18 protein-coding genes and 1 pseudogene are annotated in these 20,325 nt (G+C 39.5%); 14 read left to right on the forward strand and 5 right to left on the reverse strand.

Going from position 1 to position 20,325, the window contains the following annotated elements; all coding sequences use genetic code 11:
* The first annotated feature begins 297 nt into the window (after window positions 1-297).
* From DXC10_RS10170 to DXC10_RS10215, 9 genes are all read left to right on the forward strand, one after another.
* A complete protein-coding gene (locus DXC10_RS10170) occupies window positions 298-888 on the forward strand; it encodes a hypothetical protein (protein WP_101542954.1) in 591 nt (196 codons plus the stop codon).
* Between the two features lie 13 nt (window positions 889-901).
* The gene (locus DXC10_RS10175) at window positions 902-1,741 is read left to right on the forward strand and encodes a DUF2764 family protein (protein WP_101542953.1); all 840 of its coding nucleotides are present in this window, start codon (window positions 902-904) and stop codon (window positions 1,739-1,741) included.
* A gap of 18 nt (window positions 1,742-1,759) precedes the next feature.
* Window positions 1,760-3,514, forward strand: a complete 1,755-nt coding sequence (locus DXC10_RS10180; protein WP_101542952.1) for a V-type ATP synthase subunit A — start codon at window positions 1,760-1,762, stop codon at window positions 3,512-3,514.
* 53 nt (window positions 3,515-3,567) lie between these two features.
* The gene (locus DXC10_RS10185; RefSeq protein ID WP_101542951.1) at window positions 3,568-4,893 is read left to right on the forward strand and encodes a V-type ATP synthase subunit B; all 1,326 of its coding nucleotides are present in this window, start codon (window positions 3,568-3,570) and stop codon (window positions 4,891-4,893) included.
* 21 nt (window positions 4,894-4,914) lie between these two features.
* Window positions 4,915-5,520 carry a V-type ATP synthase subunit D gene (locus DXC10_RS10190; protein ID WP_101542950.1) on the forward strand — a complete coding sequence of 202 codons (606 nt, stop codon included), beginning with the start codon at window positions 4,915-4,917 and terminating at the stop codon, window positions 5,518-5,520.
* On the forward strand, window positions 5,517-7,346 hold the full coding sequence (locus DXC10_RS10195) for a V-type ATP synthase subunit I (RefSeq protein ID WP_101542949.1): 1,830 nt from the start codon (window positions 5,517-5,519) through the stop codon (window positions 7,344-7,346). The genes DXC10_RS10190 and DXC10_RS10195 overlap by 4 nt, the downstream gene beginning before the upstream one ends.
* 27 nt (window positions 7,347-7,373) lie before the next feature.
* Window positions 7,374-7,793, forward strand: a complete 420-nt coding sequence (locus DXC10_RS10200; RefSeq protein ID WP_013547582.1) for an ATPase — start codon at window positions 7,374-7,376, stop codon at window positions 7,791-7,793.
* Between the two features lie 276 nt (window positions 7,794-8,069).
* Complete coding sequence (locus DXC10_RS10210) at window positions 8,070-9,734, forward strand: glycogen/starch synthase (RefSeq protein WP_117737818.1); 1,665 nt, start codon at window positions 8,070-8,072, stop codon at window positions 9,732-9,734.
* A gap of 33 nt (window positions 9,735-9,767) precedes the next feature.
* Window positions 9,768-12,332: a glycosyltransferase family 1 protein gene (locus DXC10_RS10215; protein WP_101542946.1), complete on the forward strand. Its 2,565-nt coding sequence runs from the start codon at window positions 9,768-9,770 to the stop codon at window positions 12,330-12,332.
* A 117-nt stretch (window positions 12,333-12,449) separates the two neighbouring features.
* Here DXC10_RS10215 and DXC10_RS16740 read toward each other — a convergent pair.
* A pseudogene (locus DXC10_RS16740) lies at window positions 12,450-12,881 on the reverse strand (flavodoxin domain-containing protein); the annotation flags it as partial.
* Between the two features lie 256 nt (window positions 12,882-13,137).
* On the opposite strand from DXC10_RS16740, the gene DXC10_RS10225 reads away from it, so the two are divergent.
* The gene (locus DXC10_RS10225; protein WP_101542945.1) at window positions 13,138-13,428 is read left to right on the forward strand and encodes a molecular chaperone DnaJ; all 291 of its coding nucleotides are present in this window, start codon (window positions 13,138-13,140) and stop codon (window positions 13,426-13,428) included.
* A 41-nt stretch (window positions 13,429-13,469) separates the two neighbouring features.
* Window positions 13,470-14,213, forward strand: a complete 744-nt coding sequence (gene gpmA, locus DXC10_RS10230; RefSeq protein ID WP_101542944.1) for a 2,3-diphosphoglycerate-dependent phosphoglycerate mutase — start codon at window positions 13,470-13,472, stop codon at window positions 14,211-14,213.
* Between the two features lie 15 nt (window positions 14,214-14,228).
* Here the strand turns inward: gpmA and DXC10_RS10235 are convergent, their stop codons facing one another.
* The 3 genes from DXC10_RS10235 to DXC10_RS10245 form a co-directional block, all read right to left on the reverse strand.
* A complete protein-coding gene (locus DXC10_RS10235) occupies window positions 14,229-14,951 on the reverse strand; it encodes a DUF6064 family protein (protein WP_101542943.1) in 723 nt (240 codons plus the stop codon).
* Window positions 14,952-15,049: 98 nt separating this feature from the next.
* Window positions 15,050-15,214: a threonine/serine exporter family protein gene (locus tag DXC10_RS10240; RefSeq protein WP_117737819.1), complete on the reverse strand. Its 165-nt coding sequence runs from the start codon at window positions 15,212-15,214 to the stop codon at window positions 15,050-15,052.
* The gene (locus DXC10_RS10245; protein WP_233519913.1) at window positions 15,214-15,588 is read right to left on the reverse strand and encodes a threonine/serine exporter family protein; all 375 of its coding nucleotides are present in this window, start codon (window positions 15,586-15,588) and stop codon (window positions 15,214-15,216) included. The genes DXC10_RS10240 and DXC10_RS10245 overlap by 1 nt, the downstream gene beginning before the upstream one ends.
* 125 nt (window positions 15,589-15,713) lie before the next feature.
* Between DXC10_RS10245 and DXC10_RS10250 the strand changes: the two genes are divergently transcribed.
* Entirely contained in the window at window positions 15,714-17,057 is a 1,344-nt protein-coding gene (locus tag DXC10_RS10250; protein ID WP_117737820.1) for a threonine/serine exporter ThrE family protein, read from the forward strand.
* A gap of 80 nt (window positions 17,058-17,137) precedes the next feature.
* Here the strand turns inward: DXC10_RS10250 and DXC10_RS10255 are convergent, their stop codons facing one another.
* Entirely contained in the window at window positions 17,138-18,430 is a 1,293-nt protein-coding gene (locus DXC10_RS10255) for a S28 family serine protease (protein WP_117737821.1), read from the reverse strand.
* Between the two features lie 442 nt (window positions 18,431-18,872).
* On the opposite strand from DXC10_RS10255, the gene DXC10_RS10260 reads away from it, so the two are divergent.
* Both DXC10_RS10260 and DXC10_RS10265 read left to right on the forward strand, forming a co-directional pair.
* Window positions 18,873-19,079, forward strand: a complete 207-nt coding sequence (locus tag DXC10_RS10260) for a helix-turn-helix transcriptional regulator (protein WP_101542939.1) — start codon at window positions 18,873-18,875, stop codon at window positions 19,077-19,079.
* 68 nt (window positions 19,080-19,147) lie between these two features.
* Window positions 19,148-20,050, forward strand: coding sequence for a DNA adenine methylase (locus DXC10_RS10265; RefSeq protein WP_101542938.1), 903 nt, complete (start codon window positions 19,148-19,150; stop codon window positions 20,048-20,050).
* The last annotated feature ends 275 nt before the right edge of the window (window positions 20,051-20,325 follow it).

Raw genomic sequence — 20,325 nt, forward strand, 5'->3', positions numbered from 1 at the left:
ATAGAAAATGGAAAGTGGCGTTGGGAACGTTAGTGGGAATTTGCTCTAAATACTTACTTTAGTTCTTCTTTTTCCTGGTTTATCCAAAATTTTCTTTTTCTTTTATTATCCTATTGTTATCTTTATAACATGAAAATGGTTTAAAACGGTCTTTTTTTGGAAGTAAACGTTTTTATTACCATTTTTCTATTTTAATATCAAATGGTTTTTCGTAATTTTGGCGTGAATCTAATGTAAGACGGAAAAATCACGTAAATAAATATTGTAATATAAATCATTGTAATAACTCCTGTCAATATGGAAAACAAAATTCAAGAGCTAACCGATAAGATCTATCGTGAGGGCGTAGAAAAAGGAAATACAGAAGCCCAGAAGCTTATCGCAAAAGCTCAGGAAGAAGCTAAGAAAATTATAGAGGATGCTAACAAGGAAGCTGAATCTATTGTAGCTACAGCTCGTAAATCTGCTGATGAGTTGGCAGAAAATACTAAATCTGAATTAAAATTGTTTGCGGGTCAGGCTGTGAATGCCCTGAAATCTGAAATTGCTACCATGGTGACGAATAAAATTGTGGATGCCGATGTAAAAGCGTTTGCTGCAAACAAGGATTTTCTCAATGCCTTTATTGTTGCTTTGGCAAGTAAATGGAGTGTGAATGAACCTATTGTTATCTCTACTTCTGATGCGGAAGGTTTGAAAAAATATTTTGCTACTCAGGCAAAGAATCTTTTGAATGAAGGTGTGAAGATTGAACAAGTAAACGGTATTAAAACATTGTTTACTGTTTCACCTGCCGACGGTTCGTATAAAGTAAACTTTGGAGAAGAAGAATTTATGAACTACTTTAAAGAATTCCTACGTCCGCAATTAGTGGAAATGCTGTTCTAAACACTCACAGAATATGAGTAAATATTATTATGTGGTAGCTGGTTTGCCGGAACTCACATTGGAGGACAGCAAGTTAAGTTATACGGTAGCTGATTTCAAGACAGAATTTTATCCATCATTGTCGGAAGAAGATAAAAAGCTGGTAGACTTGTTTTTTCTTCAGTTTGATAATGCCAATGTCTTGAAGTTATTAAAGGACAAAGATGCTGTTGTCGATTTGCGCGGAAATTACTCTGGTGAAGAATTGGCAGAATACATCTCACTGCTGAAAGATGGTGGTGAGTTGTCTGATCGTGTGTTTCCCTCTTATCTTTCTGCATTCATTTTTGAGTATTTCAATACGCCTGCCGAAAATGATTTTCTTTATGAAGATCGTCTTGCGGCACTTTATTATGCATATGCCATGAAGTGCAAAAACAAGTTCGTGTCTTCGTGGTTCGGATTTAATCTTATTATAAATAATGTGTTGGTGGCGTTTACTGCCCGGAAATATAAGATGGATATTGCCTCGCTGATAGTGGGTGATACGGAAATTTGTGAAGCTTTGCGTACGTCCGGTGCCCGTGACTTCGGTTTGAGTGGTGAGGTGGAATGTCTGGAGCAGTTAGTGAAGATCAGTGAAACGGAAGAACTAGTGGAGCGGGAAAAGAAAATTGACCAACTCCGTTGGAATTGGATGGAAGAAATGACTTTCTTCGATTATTTTACCGGAGAGCGTCTGTTTGTCTTCCTGCTTCAGCTGGAAATGATAGAGCGTTGGATTATATTGGATAAAGAAAAGGGTAGCCAATTGTTCCGCAGCATCATTGCTGAATTGAAGGACGAAGTACAGATACCCGCAGAATTCAGATAAAATAAATTACATGATTATATGGCAACAAAAGGAACTGTTAGTGGCGTAATAGCCAATATGGTGACCCTCGTCGTTGACGGACCTGTAGCGCAGAATGAGATTTGCTATATCTCAACTGGCGGAGACAAGTTGATGGCGGAGGTGATTAAAGTGGTAGGTTCTCAGGTCTATGTGCAGGTGTTTGAAAGCACTCGCGGACTGAAAGTAGGAGCTGAAGCTGAGTTTACCGGACACATGCTCGAAGTGACTTTGGGTCCGGGTATGCTTTCTAAGAATTATGACGGTCTGCAAAATGACCTCGATAAGATGGATGGTGTTTTCCTGAAACGCGGACAATATACGTACCCGCTTGACAAGGAAAGTAAGTGGCATTTCATACCTTTGGTGAAAGTGGGAGACCAAGTGGAAACTGCTGCTTGGTTGGGACAGGTGGATGAAAACTTCCAGCCTCTGAAAGTTATGGTACCTTTTGAACAGAAAGGTGTGTGTACCGTGAAATCTATCGTGGAAGAGGGTGATTATGGTATTGAAGATACCATTGCCGTGCTGACTGACGAAAAAGGTAATGACGTCAAAGTGAATATGATACAGAAATGGCCTGTGAAACGAGCTATGACGAATTATAAAGAAAAACCGCGTCCTTTCAAATTGTTGGAAACCGGTGTGCGTGTGATTGATACTGTAAATCCAATTGTGGAAGGTGGTACAGGATTTATCCCCGGTCCGTTTGGTACTGGTAAGACGGTACTTCAGCACGCTATCTCCAAACAGGCGGAAGCAGATATTGTAATCATCGCAGCTTGTGGTGAGCGTGCCAACGAGGTTGTAGAAATTTTTACGGAATTCCCCGAACTGGTTGATCCACATACAGGACGTAAGTTGATGGAGCGTACCATTATTATTGCCAATACTTCGAACATGCCGGTAGCTGCCCGTGAAGCATCTGTGTATACGGCAATGACGATTGCAGAATATTATCGTAGTATGGGATTGAAAGTTTTGTTGATGGCTGACTCAACTTCACGTTGGGCACAGGCACTGCGTGAAATGTCGAACCGTATGGAAGAATTGCCTGGTCCTGATGCATTCCCGATGGATTTGTCTTCTATTATTTCAAACTTCTATGGACGTGCTGGGTATGTGAAACTAAATAACGGTGAAACGGGTTCTATAACCTTTATCGGTACGGTATCTCCTGCTGGTGGTAACTTGAAGGAACCGGTAACCGAGAATACAAAAAAGGTTGCCCGTTGTTTCTATGCCCTTGAGCAAGACCGTGCGGACAAAAAACGCTATCCTGCCGTAAATCCGATTGATTCTTATTCTAAATATATCGAATATCCAGAATTTGAAGATTATATCACTAAACGTATCAATGGTGAATGGATTGGTAAGGTGAATGAAATCAAGACACGTTTGCAACGTGGTAAAGAGATTGCCGAGCAAATCAATATCTTGGGTGATGATGGTGTCCCCGTGGAATATCACGTGACATTCTGGAAATCAGAATTAATTGATTTCGTCATTTTGCAGCAAGATGCTTTTGATGATATTGATGCTGTTACTCCGATGGAACGTCAGGAAGAAATTTTGAATATGGTGATTGATATCTGTCATACGGAGTTTGAGTTTGATAATTTCAATGAAGTAATGGACTACTTCAAAAAGATGATTAACATCTGTAAGCAGATGAACTATTCCAAATTCAAGTCGGAAGAATATGATAAGTTCCATAAGCAGTTGCAGGAATTGGTAGCAGAACGCAAAGTGTGATGTGTCCGAAACTTCGACTGTAATTAATAATTAGTAATTCGTAATTAAAGAAAATGGCAACAAAAGCATTTCAAAAGATATATACCAAGATTACTCAGATTACGAAAGCCACGTGTTCGTTGAAGGCAACCGGGGTAGGGTATGATGAGTTGGCGACTGTAAACGGTAAACTTGCCCAAGTGGTGAAGATTGCCGGCGATGATGTGACTCTGCAGGTGTTTGAAGGTACGGAGGGTATCCCCACTAATGCCGAAGTGGTGTTCTTGGGTAAAGCTCCTACGATTAAGGTGAGCGACCAGCTTGCCGGACGTTTCTTCAATGCTTTCGGTGATCCTATTGATGATGGACCAGAGATTGAGGGACAAGAAATAGAAATCGGTGGTCCGTCAGTGAACCCGGTGCGTCGTAAACAGCCTTCGGAGCTGATTGCTACCGGTATTGCAGGTATTGACCTGAACAATACGTTGGTATCAGGACAGAAAATTCCGTTCTTCGCTGATCCTGACCAGCCTTTTAACCAGGTAATGGCAAACGTTGCTCTGCGTGCTGAAACCGATAAAATTATTCTTGGTGGTATGGGTATGACAAATGATGATTACCTTTACTTCAAAAATGTATTCTCCAATGCTGGTGCACTGGATCGTATAGTCAGCTTCATGAATACAACCGAAAATCCTCCGGTAGAACGTTTGTTGATTCCGGATATGGCATTGACGGCCGCCGAGTATTTTGCAGTAAATAATAATGAAAAGGTGCTGGTGTTGTTGACTGATATGACCTCGTATGCCGATGCTTTGGCTATCGTATCCAACCGTATGGATCAAATTCCTTCAAAAGACTCTATGCCGGGTTCTCTTTACTCGGATTTGGCAAAGATTTACGAGAAGGCTGTACAGTTTCCGAGCGGTGGCTCCATCACGATTATTGCAGTGACTACATTGTCGGGTGGAGACATTACGCATGCTGTGCCCGATAATACAGGTTATATTACAGAAGGTCAGTTGTTCCTCCGTCGTGATAGTGATATCGGTAAAGTTATTGTTGATCCGTTCCGTTCCTTGTCTCGTTTGAAACAGCTCGTTACAGGAAAGAAGACGCGTAAAGACCATCCGCAGGTAATGAATGCTGCTGTACGTCTGTATGCCGATGCTGCCAATGCAAAAACTAAACTTGAAAACGGTTTCGACTTGACGAACTACGACGAGCGTACACTTGCTTTTGCCAAAGATTACTCCAACCAACTGCTGGCTATCGACGTTAATCTCGATACCACAGAAATGCTCGATGTGGCATGGGGATTGTTCGGTAAGTATTTCCGTCCGGAAGAAGTGAATATCAAGAAAGAACTGGTAGACGAATTTTGGCCGAAGGAAAACTAAAATCGTAAAATTGTAAATAAAATGGCTATTAAGTTTCAATATAACAAAACCTCCCTCCAGCAGTTGGAAAAGCAACTGAAGGTGCGCGTGCGTACACTTCCTATCATTAAGAATAAGGAGAGTGCCCTGCGTATGGAAGTGAAGCGTTGTAAAGCCGATGCTGCTGCGCTAGATGCGAGGTTGGAAAAAGAAATCCAAGCTTATGAAGCCATGTTCGCTCTTTGGAATGAGTTTGACGTCTCATTGATAAAGGTTAGCGATGTTCATCTTGGTGTGAAGAAGATTGCCGGTGTACGGGTGCCGTTGCTCGAAAATGTAGATTTCGACATACGCCCCTATAGTCTGTTCAATGCGCCTAAATGGTATGCAGACGGGTTACATCTGCTTAAAGATTTGGCGCACACAGCCATCGAACGGGAGTTTACCGTTGCCAAGTTGAATTTGCTGGAACATGCGCGTAAAAAGACCACCCAAAAGGTGAATCTTTTTGAAAAAGTACAGATTCCGGGTTATCAAGATGCTCTGCGTAAAATCAAGCGATTTATGGAAGACGAAGAGAATCTTTCCAAGTCATCGCAGAAGATCATGAAGTCCCATCAAGAGAAAAGGAAGGAGGCAGAGATATGATTACAAAAATGAAGAAGCTCACATTCTTTGTATATCATAAGGAATATGAAAATTTTCTCGACCAAATCAGGGAATTGGGGGTAGTGCATATCGTGGAAAAACAATGGGGTGAGATGGATGATACCCTGCAACAGTTTATGCAGAAACGTACACTATATAAGAGTATGCTCCAGAGTATGTATATCCTTGCTGAGAAACAACCGGAAGAAACGATACATGCTGGACTGACGCCTGATGTTTTGGTAAAAAACTATGAAGACTTGCAGGAACATATCCAGGATCTTAATCAACAATTACCGATTATTGATAAGGATATCGCACAGATGGAAATTTGGGGTGATTTTGATTGGGATGCTGTACGTAGGTTGGAAGATGTAGGCTGGTATGTTCAGTTTTATACGTGTCCCGAAAGAGATTATAATGAAGAATGGACAGAACAATACAACGCAGTTATTGTAAAGGAAAAGGGTGGACATCTTTATTTTGTGACCGTTACTCACGAACCGGTAGAACTGGATATCGAACCACTTCGATTACCATCTTTAAGTTTATCTGGGTTGAAGCGTAAGAAAGCTGATACGGAAGAAGCGCTTGTACGGGTAAATGGCGAGTTAAAAGAATTTTGTAGAGCTAACTATCGTACATTGGAAAGTGGCAACATGCAACTCCTAAGCGATATAGATTTACTTAAAGTAAGGTTGAACAGTGAAGAAATGGCAGAAGGTTCCGTTGTTTTGTTGGAAGGTTGGATACCAGAAGATAAAGAAGTGGATGTGAAAAAACTGCTGGATGAGAGTGGTGTCTATTACGAAATAAGGAAAGCTACTCGTGAAGATAATGTTCCTATAAAGTTGAAAAACAATGCATTTACCCGTATGTACGAAGTACTTACCAAAATGTATGGTATGCCGGACTATGCAGAGTTCGACCCGACTCCTATTCTGGCACCATTCTTTTCGTTGTTTTTTGCATTTTGTATGGGGGATGCAGGTTATGGCTTGGTATTGATTGTTCTTGGTTTCTATTTAAGGAAAAAACTGTCGAAGTCACTGAGAGGTATGATGAATCTGGTGATTACGCTAGGTATTTTTACTGCTGTTGTGGGTGCCATATTGGGTACTTTTTTTGGTGTCAGTCTTTTTGATCTGGAATTACCTGATAAATTGAAGCAATTTATGATTGTGGGTAAGATTGGTGAAACCACTTATGATAAACAAATGTTGTTGGCGCTGATTATAGGAGTGGTACATATCTCTATTGCTATGACGGTGAAAGCTATCGGACAAACAGTACGCTATGGTTTCAAAGAATCGCTTAGTGCCTGGGGATGGTTGTTGTTGGTAGTTGGATTTATCTGTACCGGAGGACTGTCATTCTTTAAAATTATTTCAGAAGATGTTTCTACTTGGGCATTTATTGTGATAGGTGGTGTTGCGGCCATCGGTATTTATTTGCTGAATAACATCCATCGGAATGTGTTTGTAAATATTGGTGCTGGTGTATGGGATACTTACAACATGGCTACTGGATTGATGGGAGACGTGCTTTCCTATATTCGTTTGTATGCTCTCGGTTTGGCAGGTGGTATGCTGGGTGGTGTGTTTAATCAGCTTGCTTTTATGGTGAACGATGCGGTAGGTCCGGCTATTGGTTGGTTGTTCTGTGGATTGATATTGATATTCGGACACTCGCTGAATATTGCCATGTCTTGTTTGAGTGCGTTTGTACATCCGTTACGTTTGACATTTGTAGAATATTTTAAAAATTCAGGTTATGACGGTAAGGGTGAAACCTACAAACCATTTTCTGTGGTAAAAAACAAATAAATTAAAAACAAATAAATTAAAAACATTATGAATGAAATTTTAGGTTATCTCGGTTTGGGCCTGATGTTGGCTCTTGCAGGAATTGGTAGTTGCTTTGGTACAACAATTGCAGGTAGTGCTGCGGAAGGAGCATTGAAGAAAGATCCTTCCAAATCTGCCAGCTATATGATTTTGTCAGCCCTTCCGGCTACACAGGGACTCTATGGTTTCGTAGCTTTCCTGATGTCTATGGGTAGAGATTTTGCTACTGATGGTCCTTTGATGTTAGGTATCGGTCTTGGTGTAGGGTTGGTATGTTTATTTTCCGCTATCCGTCAGGGGCAGATTTGCGCTAATGGTATCGTCGGTATCTCTCAAGGGCATGACGTGCAGACCAATACGATGATCTATGCTGCTCTTCCAGAGTTTTACGCTATTTTGGCGTTAGTTGCTGCATTGATGGTATAAATTTATAAAAAAACGAAAGATAAAGCCCTGGTGATTTGATAAGTCATCAGGGCTTTTGTTATGATTTTGTTTTTCTGACACCACACCTCATCGTCATCAATGTTGCACTCCATCGTATGTATGGTGTAGCATTGGTAGTTTGGGTATCTCGTAATAGTTTTTTCCGCAAACGATTGTTTATGCATATTTAATCAGTTTTTTCGATTAAAAGGCTATTTTTCAAAGAATAATGTGTACTTTTGCAACCGTAATTAAGATAAAGAGATTGTAAAATATATGCTTAAAGAACTACTGACCCCCGATTACATCTTTGAAGCAAGCTGGGAAGTGTGTAATAAAGTAGGCGGTATCTATACAGTTTTGTCTACAAGAGCCAACACTTTGCAGATGAAACTTCATGATAGAGTATTTTTCATAGGACCGGATTTCTGGTTAGGAAAAGAGAATCCTTTATTTATTGAGTCAGACAACCTCTGTGCGGCATGGAAAAAACATGCTGCAAAAAAAGAGAATCTTTCAGTTAGGGTAGGACGTTGGAATATTCCGGGTGAACCTATCGTTATATTGGTTGATTTCCAATCTTTTTTCAAACAGAAAAACGAAATATATGCTGAGATGTGGGAGCACTATCAGGTGGATTCACTTCATGCATACGGTGATTATGACGAAGCGTCTATGTTCTCTTACGCTGCCGGAAAGGTAGTTGAGAGTTTTTATCGTTACAATTTGACGGAAACCGATAAAGTTATATTTCAAGCGCATGAGTGGATGACCGGTATGGGAGCACTCTATCTTCAGACTGCAGTTCCAGAAATAGCTACGATATTCACTACACACGCTACATCTATCGGACGTTCCATTGCAGGTAATAACAAGCCGCTTTATGATTATCTATTTGCATATAATGGCGACCAGATGGCTCAGGAACTGAATATGGAATCTAAACATTCCATTGAAAAACAGACCGCCCACTATGTGGATTGTTTTACTACTGTAAGTGAAATCACAAATAACGAGTGTAAAGAATTGCTTGAGAAACCCGCTGATGTCATTTTAATGAATGGTTTTGAAGATGATTTCGTACCGAAAGGCTCTACGTTTACAGGTAAACGTAAGCGTGCACGTTCTACAATGTTACGTCTAGCCAACTGTTTGTTAGGCGAAGAATTGGAAGATGACACGTTGATTATCGGTACCAGCGGACGCTATGAATTTAAGAATAAAGGTATTGATGTATTCTTAGAATCGTTGAATCGTTTGAATCGTGATAAGAATTTACAAAAGAAGGTGCTGGCTTTTGTCAGTGTTCCTAGTTGGGTAGGAGATCCCCGTGAAGATTTGCAGGAACGCTTGAAAAAGAAAGAAGAAAAATATGTCACTCCGCTTGAGGTACCTTTTATTACTCACTGGCTGCATAATATGACACACGATCAGGTGCTGGATATGTTGAAGTATCTAGGTATGAGTAATCGTCCCGAAGACAAAGTCAAGGTGATATTTGTACCTTGTTATCTAGATGGGAAAGACGGTATTCTCAACAAAAGTTATTATGATCTCATTTTAGGAGAAGATCTTAGTGTCTATCCCTCTTATTACGAACCATGGGGATATACCCCATTAGAAAGTGTAGCTTTCCATGTACCTACCATTACAACTAATCTTGCTGGATTTGGACTTTGGGTAAATAGCTTGAAGAACCAGCATGGTATTGAAGATGGGGTAGAAGTACTGCGTCGTTCGGACTATAACTATTCCGAAGTGGCAGATGGTATCAAAGATACTATCGCCCTGTTTTCCATGAAAACAGAAGCTGAAATCAAGGAAATTCGTAAGCGTGCCGGTATGGTGGCCGAACAAGCGTTGTGGAAACATTTTATTCAATATTATTATGAAGCTTACGATGTTGCCTTGCGCAATGCCATGAAGCGTCAATTAGGTTAACAAAGAATTATTAATCAATCAAGTAATCATACAATGAAGATTAAAGTTAGTAATGTAAACACTCCTAACTGGAAAGATGTGAACGTAAAATCTCACGTTCCCGCCGAATTGGAGAAACTGTCTGAACTGGCACGTAATATTTGGTGGGCATGGAATTACGAAGCCACTGAACTGTTCAGAGACCTTGACCCTGCTCTATGGAAAGAAGTAGGACAAAATCCTGTACTTCTGTTGGAACGTATGAGTTATGCTAAGCTTGAAGCTTTGGCAAATGATAAAGTTATTCTGCGTAGAATGGATGACGTATATTCTAAGTTCCGTACATATATGGACGTGACTCCTGACAGCAAGCGTCCTTCTGTAGCATATTTCAGTATGGAATATGGTTTAACACATGTGCTTAAAATATATTCAGGCGGTCTTGGTGTACTTGCCGGTGACTATCTGAAAGAAGCTTCCGATAGTAACGTTGATTTGTGTGCAGTCGGTTTCTTGTATCGTTATGGCTATTTTACTCAGACTTTGTCTATGGACGGGCAACAGATTGCCAACTATGAGGCTCAGAATTTTGGACAGTTGCCTATCGATCGTGTATTGGATGAGAACGGTAACCAAGTAGTGGTTGATGTTCCTTATCTTGATTATTATGTACATGCATACGTATGGAGAGTAAATGTAGGTCGTGTCTCTCTATATTTGCTTGATACGGATAACGAAATGAATAGTGAGTTCGATCGTTCTATCACTCATCAACTTTATGGTGGTGATTGGGAAAACCGTTTGAAACAGGAAATTCTGCTTGGTATAGGTGGTATTTTGACATTGAAGAAACTGGGTATCAAGAAAGATGTTTATCATTGTAATGAAGGACATGCAGCCTTGATTAATGTACAGCGTATCTGCGATTATGTAGCTGAAGGGTTGACTTACGATCAGGCTATCGAGTTGGTACGTGCTTCTTCTCTTTATACAGTCCATACTCCGGTTCCTGCTGGTCACGATTATTTTGATGAAGGTCTCTTCGGTAAATATATGGGTGGATATCCTTCTAAAATGGGTCTGACTTGGGATGATTTGATGGATCTCGGTCGTAACAATCCGGGAGACAAGGGGGAGCGTTTCTGCATGTCAGTTTTTGCTTGTAATACTTCTCAGGAAGTGAACGGTGTAAGTTGGTTACACGGAAAAGTGTCTCAAGAAATGTTTTCTTCTATATGGAAAGGATACTTTCCCGAAGAAAGTCATGTAGGTTATGTAACTAATGGTGTACATTTCCCCACATGGAGTGCAACCGAATGGAAGCATCTTTATGCCGCACATTTTGATGAGAATTTCTGGTACGATCAATCCAATCCTAAGATTTGGGAAGCTATCTATAACGTATCCGATGAGGAAATTTGGAAGACTCGTATGACCTTGAAGAACAAATTGATAGACCATGTTCGTAAACAATATCGTGAAACTTGGTTGAAAAATCAGGGTGATCCTTCACGCATCGTATCTCTGTTGGATAAGATTAATCCGAATGCATTATTGATTGGTTTCGGACGCCGTTTTGCTACCTATAAACGTGCACATTTGCTGTTTACAGACTTGGATCGTTTATCCAAGATTGTGAATAATCCAGATTACCCAGTACAGTTCCTATTTACTGGTAAGGCTCATCCGCACGATGGTGCAGGGCAGGGATTAATTAAGAGAATTATTGAAATTTCACGTCGTCCTGAATTTTTGGGTAAGATCATTTTCTTGGAAAACTATGATATGCAGTTGGCTCGTCGTCTAGTATCAGGTGTTGATATCTGGTTGAATACTCCGACTCGTCCACTCGAAGCATCCGGTACATCCGGTGAGAAAGCACTGATGAACGGTGTTGTAAATTTCTCAGTACTTGATGGTTGGTGGTTGGAAGGCTATCGTGAAGGTGCTGGTTGGGCATTGACGGATAAACGTACTTACCAGAATCAAGAACACCAAGATCAACTTGATGCTGCTACTATTTACAGCATTCTCGAACAGGAAATTCTGCCGTTGTATTATGCACGTAATAAGAAGGGATATTCTGAAGGTTGGGTGAGGACTATCAAGAATTCCATCGCACAGATAGCGCCTCATTATACAATGAAGCGTCAATTAGACGATTATTTCAACAAGTTCTATACGAAGGAAGCAAAACGTTTCCATGCTCTGGCTGCCAACAATTATTCTAAAGCTAAAGAAATTGCTGCATGGAAAGAAGAAGTTGCATCAAAATGGGACAGTATTGAAGTGGTGTCTAGTAATGTATCTGAAGAGATGGCAGCAGGTGCTATCGAAAGTGGTAAAGAATATACCATTACTTACGTAATCGATGAGAAGGGGTTGAATGATGCTGTCGGTTTGGAATTGGTATCTACATATACTGCTCAAGACGGTAAGCAACATGTTTATTCGGTAGAGCCGTTTGATGTAGTGAAGAAAGAGGGTAACCTTTATACTTTCCAAGTTAAGCATAAAATGGAAAATGCAGGTAGTTTCAAGTTGGCCTACCGTATGTTCCCGAAGAATAGCGATCTGCCTCACCGTCAGGATTTCTGCTATGTTCGCTGGTTCAACTAATTGAATAATAAAAGACAGATGATGTGTATATGGAGAATAATCTGTTCACTATAAACGCATTATGTGTTTAAGATAAAACAGACTATCTGTTTACTCGAAACAGATAGTCTGTTTTTTTTATACTAATAATTGCATTCTGCTTTTGAGTTCGGCTGTCCATACATTGATACGTTCGGTAGTCTTGTCGTTTTGGTTTACTTCATCAAGGATAAGCCCCACAAATGTACCGTTTACCACAGCAATGGAAGAGGAAAAAGAATGTCCATCCGGCATTTTTCAGACTCTCATAGAGGATACCGATATCATCACAGAAAGTGTCACAACAAGATTCGGAATCACCACAACCGAACAAGGCTATATTTTTTAAGAATAGATCGGCGGATTTTAGTACCTTTATGCCCTCATATCAATCGTCTTGTAGTTCCCCGTTACCCCAGGTAGAAGTACCTGGAATCAATAAAATCATATTCTCTCACTAAGTTGATATTTAGTTTATACATTAGATTGGAGAACATTCATCTTTTCAGCTATCTGGTAAGCCAAATCCTCGTTCCTGTACTGGAACCATAAAAAAATCTATCTTTTCATTGTAATTCAAAGTAAAGGTTTTATCGGTACTGATGAAGTACCTATTTGTAAGGCTTTTATTAGAGTATTGTTCCCTATTTGGGGTTAACCAGCTTAACGAAAAAAAAGTGTCACTACCTATATGTGGTGGTAGTGAAAGTATTTTTGATGTAAAGTAGGTATTGTTAATCTATTAAAAATGAGAGAATTTTGTAGTATATTAATAAAACTGCAAACTATGGTTAAGATTATTCATTTGGTTTCCACGTATTCTATGTCGTATGGTAAGTGGTTGATATGGGGAGCTTTAATAATGTTTATCATAGGTTTTTCCGTCCTTATCTTTTCAGTACTTTCACACGATCCACAGGATACTACCTGTAACTGTGTACTTTGTGTATTCAATCGTGTTCCGCAGGATGGTGAGTACATGTACAATCGTTATTTGCTAATTATCAGTATGATATGGATATCGGTATTGATATTACTGGTATACGTAGTTCGTCTTTATGTGAACAAGCAGAGATAGATAAGTGTTCCTTATAGAAATAGGAAGGAGATTTATTTGATATGAAAAAGATTGTTTTACTTCGCCATGGCGAGAGTATATGGAATAAAGAAAATCGTTTTACCGGTTGGACGGATGTTGATTTAACGGAAAAAGGTATTACTGAGGCATTGAAGGCTGGTGAACTTCTGAAAGAAAAAGGTTTTCACTTTAATAAAGCCTATACCTCATATTTGAAACGTGCCGTTAAAACGCTGAATTGTGTATTGGATCGTCTTGACCAGGACTGGATACCAGTAGAAAAATCCTGGCGATTGAATGAGAAACATTATGGACAGTTACAAGGTTTGAATAAAGCGGAAACTGCAGCTAAGTATGGTAATGAACAAGTATTAATATGGCGTCGTAGTTATGCCATCGCTCCACAGACACTGGCAGAGGATGATTCTCGTAATCCACGTTTTGAAGATCGTTATCAGGAAGTGCCTGATATTGAACTCCCACGTACAGAGTCTTTGAAAGAAACGATTGAGCGCATCATGCCTTACTGGAAATGTATTATCTTCCCTAATTTGAAAACTGCCGATGAATTACTGGTAGTGGCTCATGGTAATAGCTTGCGTGGTATCATCAAGCATTTGAAACGTTTGTCCGATGAGGAAATAGTATATCTAAATTTACCTACAGCAGTACCTTACGTCTTTGAATTTGACGATGAGTTGAACTTAGCAAATGATTATTTTCTGGGCAATCCTGAAGAAATCAAAAAACTGATGGAAACGGTAGCCAATCAAGGTAAAAAGTAATGATCGGAACTTTTATTATTTGCCTAATTCATGGAAGAGAGTAATACTTAGGAAAATTCCGATAATAATGCAAATAATGACCAGAAACCAGTTCATGAAACGTGCGCTTGGTTTGGTTTCTTTGTGCAAATTCTGGTCTACATAATTTTTGAAGAACAGATAAATGGCGGGTACAGTGGCACTTGCCAACAGAAGGTCTTCAGGTATTTTGTAGACATATACTTTTGAGAAAGCAATGAGTGCCCAATGACATAAGAAAAGGATAACGAGTAAATTCACTTTATGCGAGAATGCCAATAATAAGCCTATTGTAAATACTGCCACTGAGCAAGGCATCACCATCGTAGTTATCATGGGGAATTCCATTCCACGTGCATACGAAAGTAATGGATATAGAAAAGGCATTGCATAAAGTATCCCTACTAATACTTTATATTTAGGATTACGTTCGAATGGAGTATAATCGGCAATTAAATCCCATAACCATATCAGTGCAATTACACCCCAGAAGATAGCAAGAATATAGTTATAACTACGTGTATCACAATACATCATATAGTACACTATGGAGATCCATCCGTTCAGAAATACCATATAAATTTTCATAGAACGTTTTATCCATCGGCTGGGTCTCCTGTAAAGCAACAGGGTTAATATGATCCCTGCTAAAGTAATAACCAGTTGTACCCACCAGGTAGCTTCATTGTATTGTGCAATTGTATTCCAAAAGATTTCCATTATATTATTATTCAGTTTTGAGTATATTAAAAAGTTTTTTTTAGTATATCAAAAATTTTTTTTGAGTATATCAAAAGAAGTTTTGACTATACTGAAAATTATTTCTTATGTCTTGGCATTGAAAACGCTCTATTAATAAATAAGAACAATGGTATGGTTGTCATAGGGCAATGAATACGTTTACCAAGTATCAAGCTGCTTATCCCGATACTGAACGATGCAAAAAGTGAGGCGGTAGCAATGTCTATTTCCAGATAATTCATCAGGCAGAAACGCAAAGTGGATCCATTTTCGGACGAGAAATAATCTGTTTATACTTTTCCCACAACGTTTCCAGAGAAAGGCGGTCATCGTAGGCCTCCCAACTCAGTGCGCTGAGTTCCGCATTCAGTTCGAAACTGATAGGGAAAGCAGGAATAATAGTAACTTCATTGTAGACTTCTTGTGTTTTATTATCACATACACTTATGACCATCGTTTTCTGAAAAAGGCTTATTTTAACGTCCACATCCAATGACTGACCTATACGGCGGGTATTTCGTACTACGCGTGAAGTATGTACACCCGAACCCATCAAGCGGTTGGCATACTCTTGGAGAAAACGTGCAATATCTTTTAGTTCTCTAGAGGAGTTCATTGTTCTTTTTTAAAGTGCGCGCAAAGGTATAGGTTTCTATTGAGATATGAAATTCTTTTCTATATTTTGCCTATCTTTACACCCCCTTAAAAAAATAAAATTGATAATTATAAGCCTATAGTTTGATGGATAATACAATGACAGAACAAGAAATCATCCTGCGTAGAAAACTTGATTTATTACTTCGTACAGGAAAATTATTGGTAGAGAGTGCAGCCGATACCAACCGTATAGTACGGAATATGAACCGTATAGCTGCTTATTTGGGGCTTCCCGAAGAAAATCTTCATATTGATGTGTCCTATACAATGCTGGTGGTAAATCTAAGTGATGAATCTCATTCTTATTCCAAATTCCAGAAGTGCGAGAAACATGGTATCAATATGACTGCTATTTCTGAGATCAGTAAACTTTCTTGGAAAGCCATTGAGGAAGACTATTCGCTTGATCGGTATGAGGAAGAACTGGAAAAAATAAAGAATAAAAAGCGCAACTATGCTCCTTATCTAGTGGCTATTGGTGCGGGATTTGCTTGTGGCGGTTTCTGTAAGTTGTTCGGTAGTGATTGGATTGCTTTTTTGTTTGCTTCTGTTGCGGCTTTTGCCGGTTTTCGCGTTCGTGCACGTTGCGTAGAGTTTGGGATAAACCTTTATATGAGTATTGCTATTGCAGCATTGGTGTCTACCTGCCTGGCTTATGTCACTTTTTTTTCCGGTCTTTCAGCTACTCCCTATCATCCATTGTTGGCTTGTGCATTGTTTATTGTACCGGGTGTACCCATTATCAATTTTGTAGATGATATGATCGATAATTACATACAAGTGGGTATTGTACGTGCAGTCAATACGGTATTGATGGTGTGTGCCATGGCTTTCGGTATTGTAATGGCTATACGCTTATTGACTATAGAAGACGTGGTTATTGATAAGAAATTTAGTGAACTAAGCATGGTTCCCCATGACTCTTATTATATATATGCGATTGCTGCAGCTATTTCTGCTATTGGTTTTTCTATGATATTCAATATTCAGCGTCGTCTGTTGTGGGTGGTTGCAGTAGGAGGAATTCTTGCTGTATGTACACGTAATTTTGTCAATTTTGAGTTGGGTATGGGACCGGTCATTGGCTCCTTTATAGGGGCTATGGTGGTGAGTCTTGTGGCAGTGAAGGCCGTTCATTGGTTTCATGTCCCCAATCACGTGTTGACTATTCCTTCCGTTATACCGATGATTCCAGGCGTGTTGATGTATCGTGCTCTTTTTGCCCTTATCAATATGCATGGAGTGGTTGGTGAAGTAACGGTAGCCGTATCCAATGGTATCAATGCTTCGTTGATAATTCTTTGTATTGCATTGGGGGTAGCGGTGCCTAATATTTTTGCCCGTCGTTATATAGCTAAAGACCGCCAGCGTTTTCTGGAGGAAGAATTGCAGAAACGTAGGGAAAGAGGTAAGTTTTTGGAATGGTAAATCCTTATTTCGGGAATATATTTTATAAAAGAGACTGTAACATCGCAGTCTCTTTTTCTTTATATGTAATATGTATTTTATCAGTGCATCCACTCTTTTATTAATGTTATTACTTGTTCCTTTTCTGCTTCGGGTAACGTATTGATACGTGCCCTATGGCTTCCTCCGGGTTGTATGAATACGTGGATATTCTTTTTCTCTTTCAGCCAGGTTACTCCTGCAGCTGTCCAAGGGTCATTTTCTCCGTAGATAAAAATCATTTTAGGATCATTCTCCTTTAGATATTTCTTAATTTTTCTGCTCAATGTCTTGTCGAAACTCATGTCTTTTAACTCCTCAGGCAACATCATACGGTGCAAATAGCCTTTACTGGACTTGATGGATAGATATTTCTTGAAGGGATGGATATCGTAACCATAGTATCCGAGTTCGCGTGCAGCCTGTACGAAGAATGAAGTTTCACCACTGTTAGAAGTAAAATAGGAAGGTTCACTGATGGATAGCAAATGAGCAAGGATTTTTTCATCTGAAGCCGTAACTGGCGGAATATAGCTGATGGGAGTGCCCCATTGCCAAAAAGCGAAAGAATATTCCAATACCGAATAATCGTAAATTTCTTCAATAGGTACACGGAAGTTATAGCCTTTATCTTGGCAATACTTCTCAAATACAGGCAACAACGTTGCTTTCCGTTTTAATGTTTCCAGTTGAAAATCTTTAACTTTCTTGCGGTCTTCGGCTGTAGAAACTTTCCGGAGGAAAGGTTCATGGCGTCCGTCTTCTGCAGCATAGCAGAGCGGAGCCACGTAGGCTACGGAGATATCTACATCATCCGGATAGAATGTACGATAAAGCAGGGTAGTCTGACCTCCTTTACTGATACCGGTTGCAATCCATTTACCCGAATAAATATTCTTAAAAGTTGTGGTAATGGCATGTAGGTCGTCAGCAGAATTCTCAGCCGTCAGATATTGCCAGTCTTTGGGGTCGGGAGTCGATTCGAGAAAATAGCGATACTCTACGAATATCATATTGGCATTAAGCAATTTTGATAGTTCTTCACGGTATTGGGGATTGAGAGCATATGTAGCTCCATAACCTTCGGTGACAAGTACTGTCGGTCGGTCATAACCGACATGAGAAACAATGATACGTTGGCGAAAGCTCCCTTTTTCGGGATGGCGATGATCCAGTGGTTGAGTAAAATAGGTTACATACTTTTCCGGGAATACAGTCGTTTCTAACTGTTTAACTTCTGTAATAGCGGAAACCTTATTGAGTTTTTGTAGTAAATTGTTTTGTGCCGACAGTGAAACTGTTACACATAGAAATAACAGCAAAAATGTTGCATGATAATTGCGTAGTTTTTTCATGGTTTCGTAGTTTATTGGACAAAGGTACGACAAAAAAGTGAAACACGGAAAGACATAGTGATAGAATTGATTTACAAGGGGTTTGATTGAGCTGCCGATATTCATGAAGCCATAAAAAGCACTGCCGAAGCCAAATCAAGACACCGCTACGTTTCTTGTTCGTAACCATGCCCGAAAGGGTGTGAAATGGATACGAATAGCGAAACAAATCTTTAAGACATAGTAAGTTGCTGACAACTCACGCAAAAAAAATCAGATCACGGAAAAAGATTGTACCGTTCCTCACCGTTTTGTGTACCCTAAAAGGACTCTTCTGGATAAATCACCCTGATTTCATAGAAACCATAAGCAAGTCTGTAACTTTTTGAAGATTTGATTCGTCTATGTCATATAATTCTAATATCTTTACGCTTTGCGCCAAACTTTATCTTTGTTGAATAACATGGCTAAATTAAATCGTTTAAAAGCAGTTCTTGCAGAGCAGGACAAAACCAGCAAGTGGTTAGCAGAACAAGTAGGCAAGTCTGCTTGTACTGTTAGTAAATGGTGTAATAACAGTGTTCAGCCTGATTTGAATACTCTTGACAAAATAGCAACTCTACTTGAGGTTGATAGGCGTGATTTATTGACACCTTCCAATCAAGAGTAAATTATGACTTTTTCTTTGGAAGATCTTCGTCTTCAAATAAATGAACTTTTTCCATACAAATAAAAACAATGAATGGTACTGTTCCGCATATAGTTCAATATCAAGGTTCGAAGAGAAATCTTGCACCACAAATCTTGCCATATTTCCCGCAACGGTTTAACCGCTTGATTGAGCCTTTCGCTGGAATGGCGGCTATAACTATTGCCGTATCTAGACTGAATAAAGCCCAATCATATCGTCTCAACGATCTCAATACACCTCTTGTAAGTGTGTTGGAGGAAGTTATAAACAACCCCCAACGCTTACTTGATGATTATACACGGGTTTGGAGTGAGCAATTAACTTATGAGGAAGGTGGTGTTGCACACTATTATAAAGTTCGTGATGATTTTAATAATGGCAACCAATGCGCAGCCAACATGTTATACTTATTGGCACGATGTGTAAAAGGCTCTGTTCGATATGGTAACAATGGGCAATTTAACCAATCTCCTGACAAAAGAAGAAAAGGAACGTCACCTACTAATCTTGCGAGGAATATTTTTCGTATTTCGAATTATTTAAAGAATAGAACTGAATTTTCTTCAATAGATTATAGAGAAGTGTTACAAATGACTAATCCTGGTGATATTGTTTATATGGATCCCCCGTACCAAGGTGTTTGTGCTACTAGAGATAGCCGATATTTTTCAGGCATAAACTTCGATGAATTCGTAGAAAGCTTAGAAGATCTCAACAGAAGAGGCATAGATTATATCATCAGTTATGATGGAAGTTGTGGAGATAAGCAATATGGTAACGATTTGCCGAATGAACTTGGGCTTAGAAAGGTAATGCTTAACGCTGGTCTTTCCAGTCAAGCTCTGTTATTAGGGAAAAAAGAAGTTACTTATGAGGCTTTGTATCTAAGTCCAAATCTCCAGAATGTGGCACAACCAAAAGTACAAGAACAATTAATATTCGCATTATGAAATATCCAAAAGACATACTTGATAAACTCAACGCAATTACAGACAAACGTCCAGCTACTGTAATTCACATATTCTAAAACACAGCTTCATTACTACCGAAGAGCTTGAGAAGAATTACGGATATAAACATGCCCCAAGAGCGGCTAGAGACGTTAGGGAACGTGGTGTAAATCTTGTTACTTACACTGTAAAGAGCAGCGAAGGAAAGAGTATTGGAGCATACAAGTTTGGCGACCCCGTATTTGCGGACAATAAGTTGTCTAAGGTAGCAGGTA

This window comes from Bacteroides sp. OM08-11 (assembly GCF_003438665.1).
Classification (GTDB): Bacteria; Bacteroidota; Bacteroidia; order Bacteroidales; family Bacteroidaceae; genus Bacteroides; species Bacteroides cutis.

Bases quoted from the DNA above. Each gene is read 5' to 3' on its own strand.
- DXC10_RS10170 (WP_101542954.1), top strand. From the start codon at position 298: ATGGAAAACAAAATTCAAGAGCTAACCGATAAGATCTATCGTGAGGGC.
- DXC10_RS10175 (WP_101542953.1), top strand. From the start codon at position 902: ATGAGTAAATATTATTATGTGGTAGCTGGTTTGCCGGAACTCACATTG.
- DXC10_RS10180 (WP_101542952.1), top strand. From the start codon at position 1,760: ATGGCAACAAAAGGAACTGTTAGTGGCGTAATAGCCAATATGGTGACC.
- DXC10_RS10185 (WP_101542951.1), top strand. From the start codon at position 3,568: ATGGCAACAAAAGCATTTCAAAAGATATATACCAAGATTACTCAGATT.
- DXC10_RS10190 (WP_101542950.1), top strand. From the start codon at position 4,915: ATGGCTATTAAGTTTCAATATAACAAAACCTCCCTCCAGCAGTTGGAA.
- DXC10_RS10195 (WP_101542949.1), top strand. From the start codon at position 5,517: ATGATTACAAAAATGAAGAAGCTCACATTCTTTGTATATCATAAGGAA.
- DXC10_RS10200 (WP_013547582.1), top strand. From the start codon at position 7,374: ATGAATGAAATTTTAGGTTATCTCGGTTTGGGCCTGATGTTGGCTCTT.
- DXC10_RS10210 (WP_117737818.1), top strand. From the start codon at position 8,070: ATGCTTAAAGAACTACTGACCCCCGATTACATCTTTGAAGCAAGCTGG.
- DXC10_RS10215 (WP_101542946.1), top strand. From the start codon at position 9,768: ATGAAGATTAAAGTTAGTAATGTAAACACTCCTAACTGGAAAGATGTG.
- DXC10_RS10225 (WP_101542945.1), top strand. From the start codon at position 13,138: ATGGTTAAGATTATTCATTTGGTTTCCACGTATTCTATGTCGTATGGT.
- gpmA (WP_101542944.1), top strand. From the start codon at position 13,470: ATGAAAAAGATTGTTTTACTTCGCCATGGCGAGAGTATATGGAATAAA.
- DXC10_RS10235 (WP_101542943.1), bottom strand. From the start codon at position 14,951: ATGGAAATCTTTTGGAATACAATTGCACAATACAATGAAGCTACCTGG.
- DXC10_RS10240 (WP_117737819.1), bottom strand. From the start codon at position 15,214: ATGAATTATCTGGAAATAGACATTGCTACCGCCTCACTTTTTGCATCG.
- DXC10_RS10245 (WP_233519913.1), bottom strand. From the start codon at position 15,588: ATGAACTCCTCTAGAGAACTAAAAGATATTGCACGTTTTCTCCAAGAG.
- DXC10_RS10250 (WP_117737820.1), top strand. From the start codon at position 15,714: ATGGATAATACAATGACAGAACAAGAAATCATCCTGCGTAGAAAACTT.
- DXC10_RS10255 (WP_117737821.1), bottom strand. From the start codon at position 18,430: ATGAAAAAACTACGCAATTATCATGCAACATTTTTGCTGTTATTTCTA.
- DXC10_RS10260 (WP_101542939.1), top strand. From the start codon at position 18,873: ATGGCTAAATTAAATCGTTTAAAAGCAGTTCTTGCAGAGCAGGACAAA.
- DXC10_RS10265 (WP_101542938.1), top strand. From the start codon at position 19,148: ATGAATGGTACTGTTCCGCATATAGTTCAATATCAAGGTTCGAAGAGA.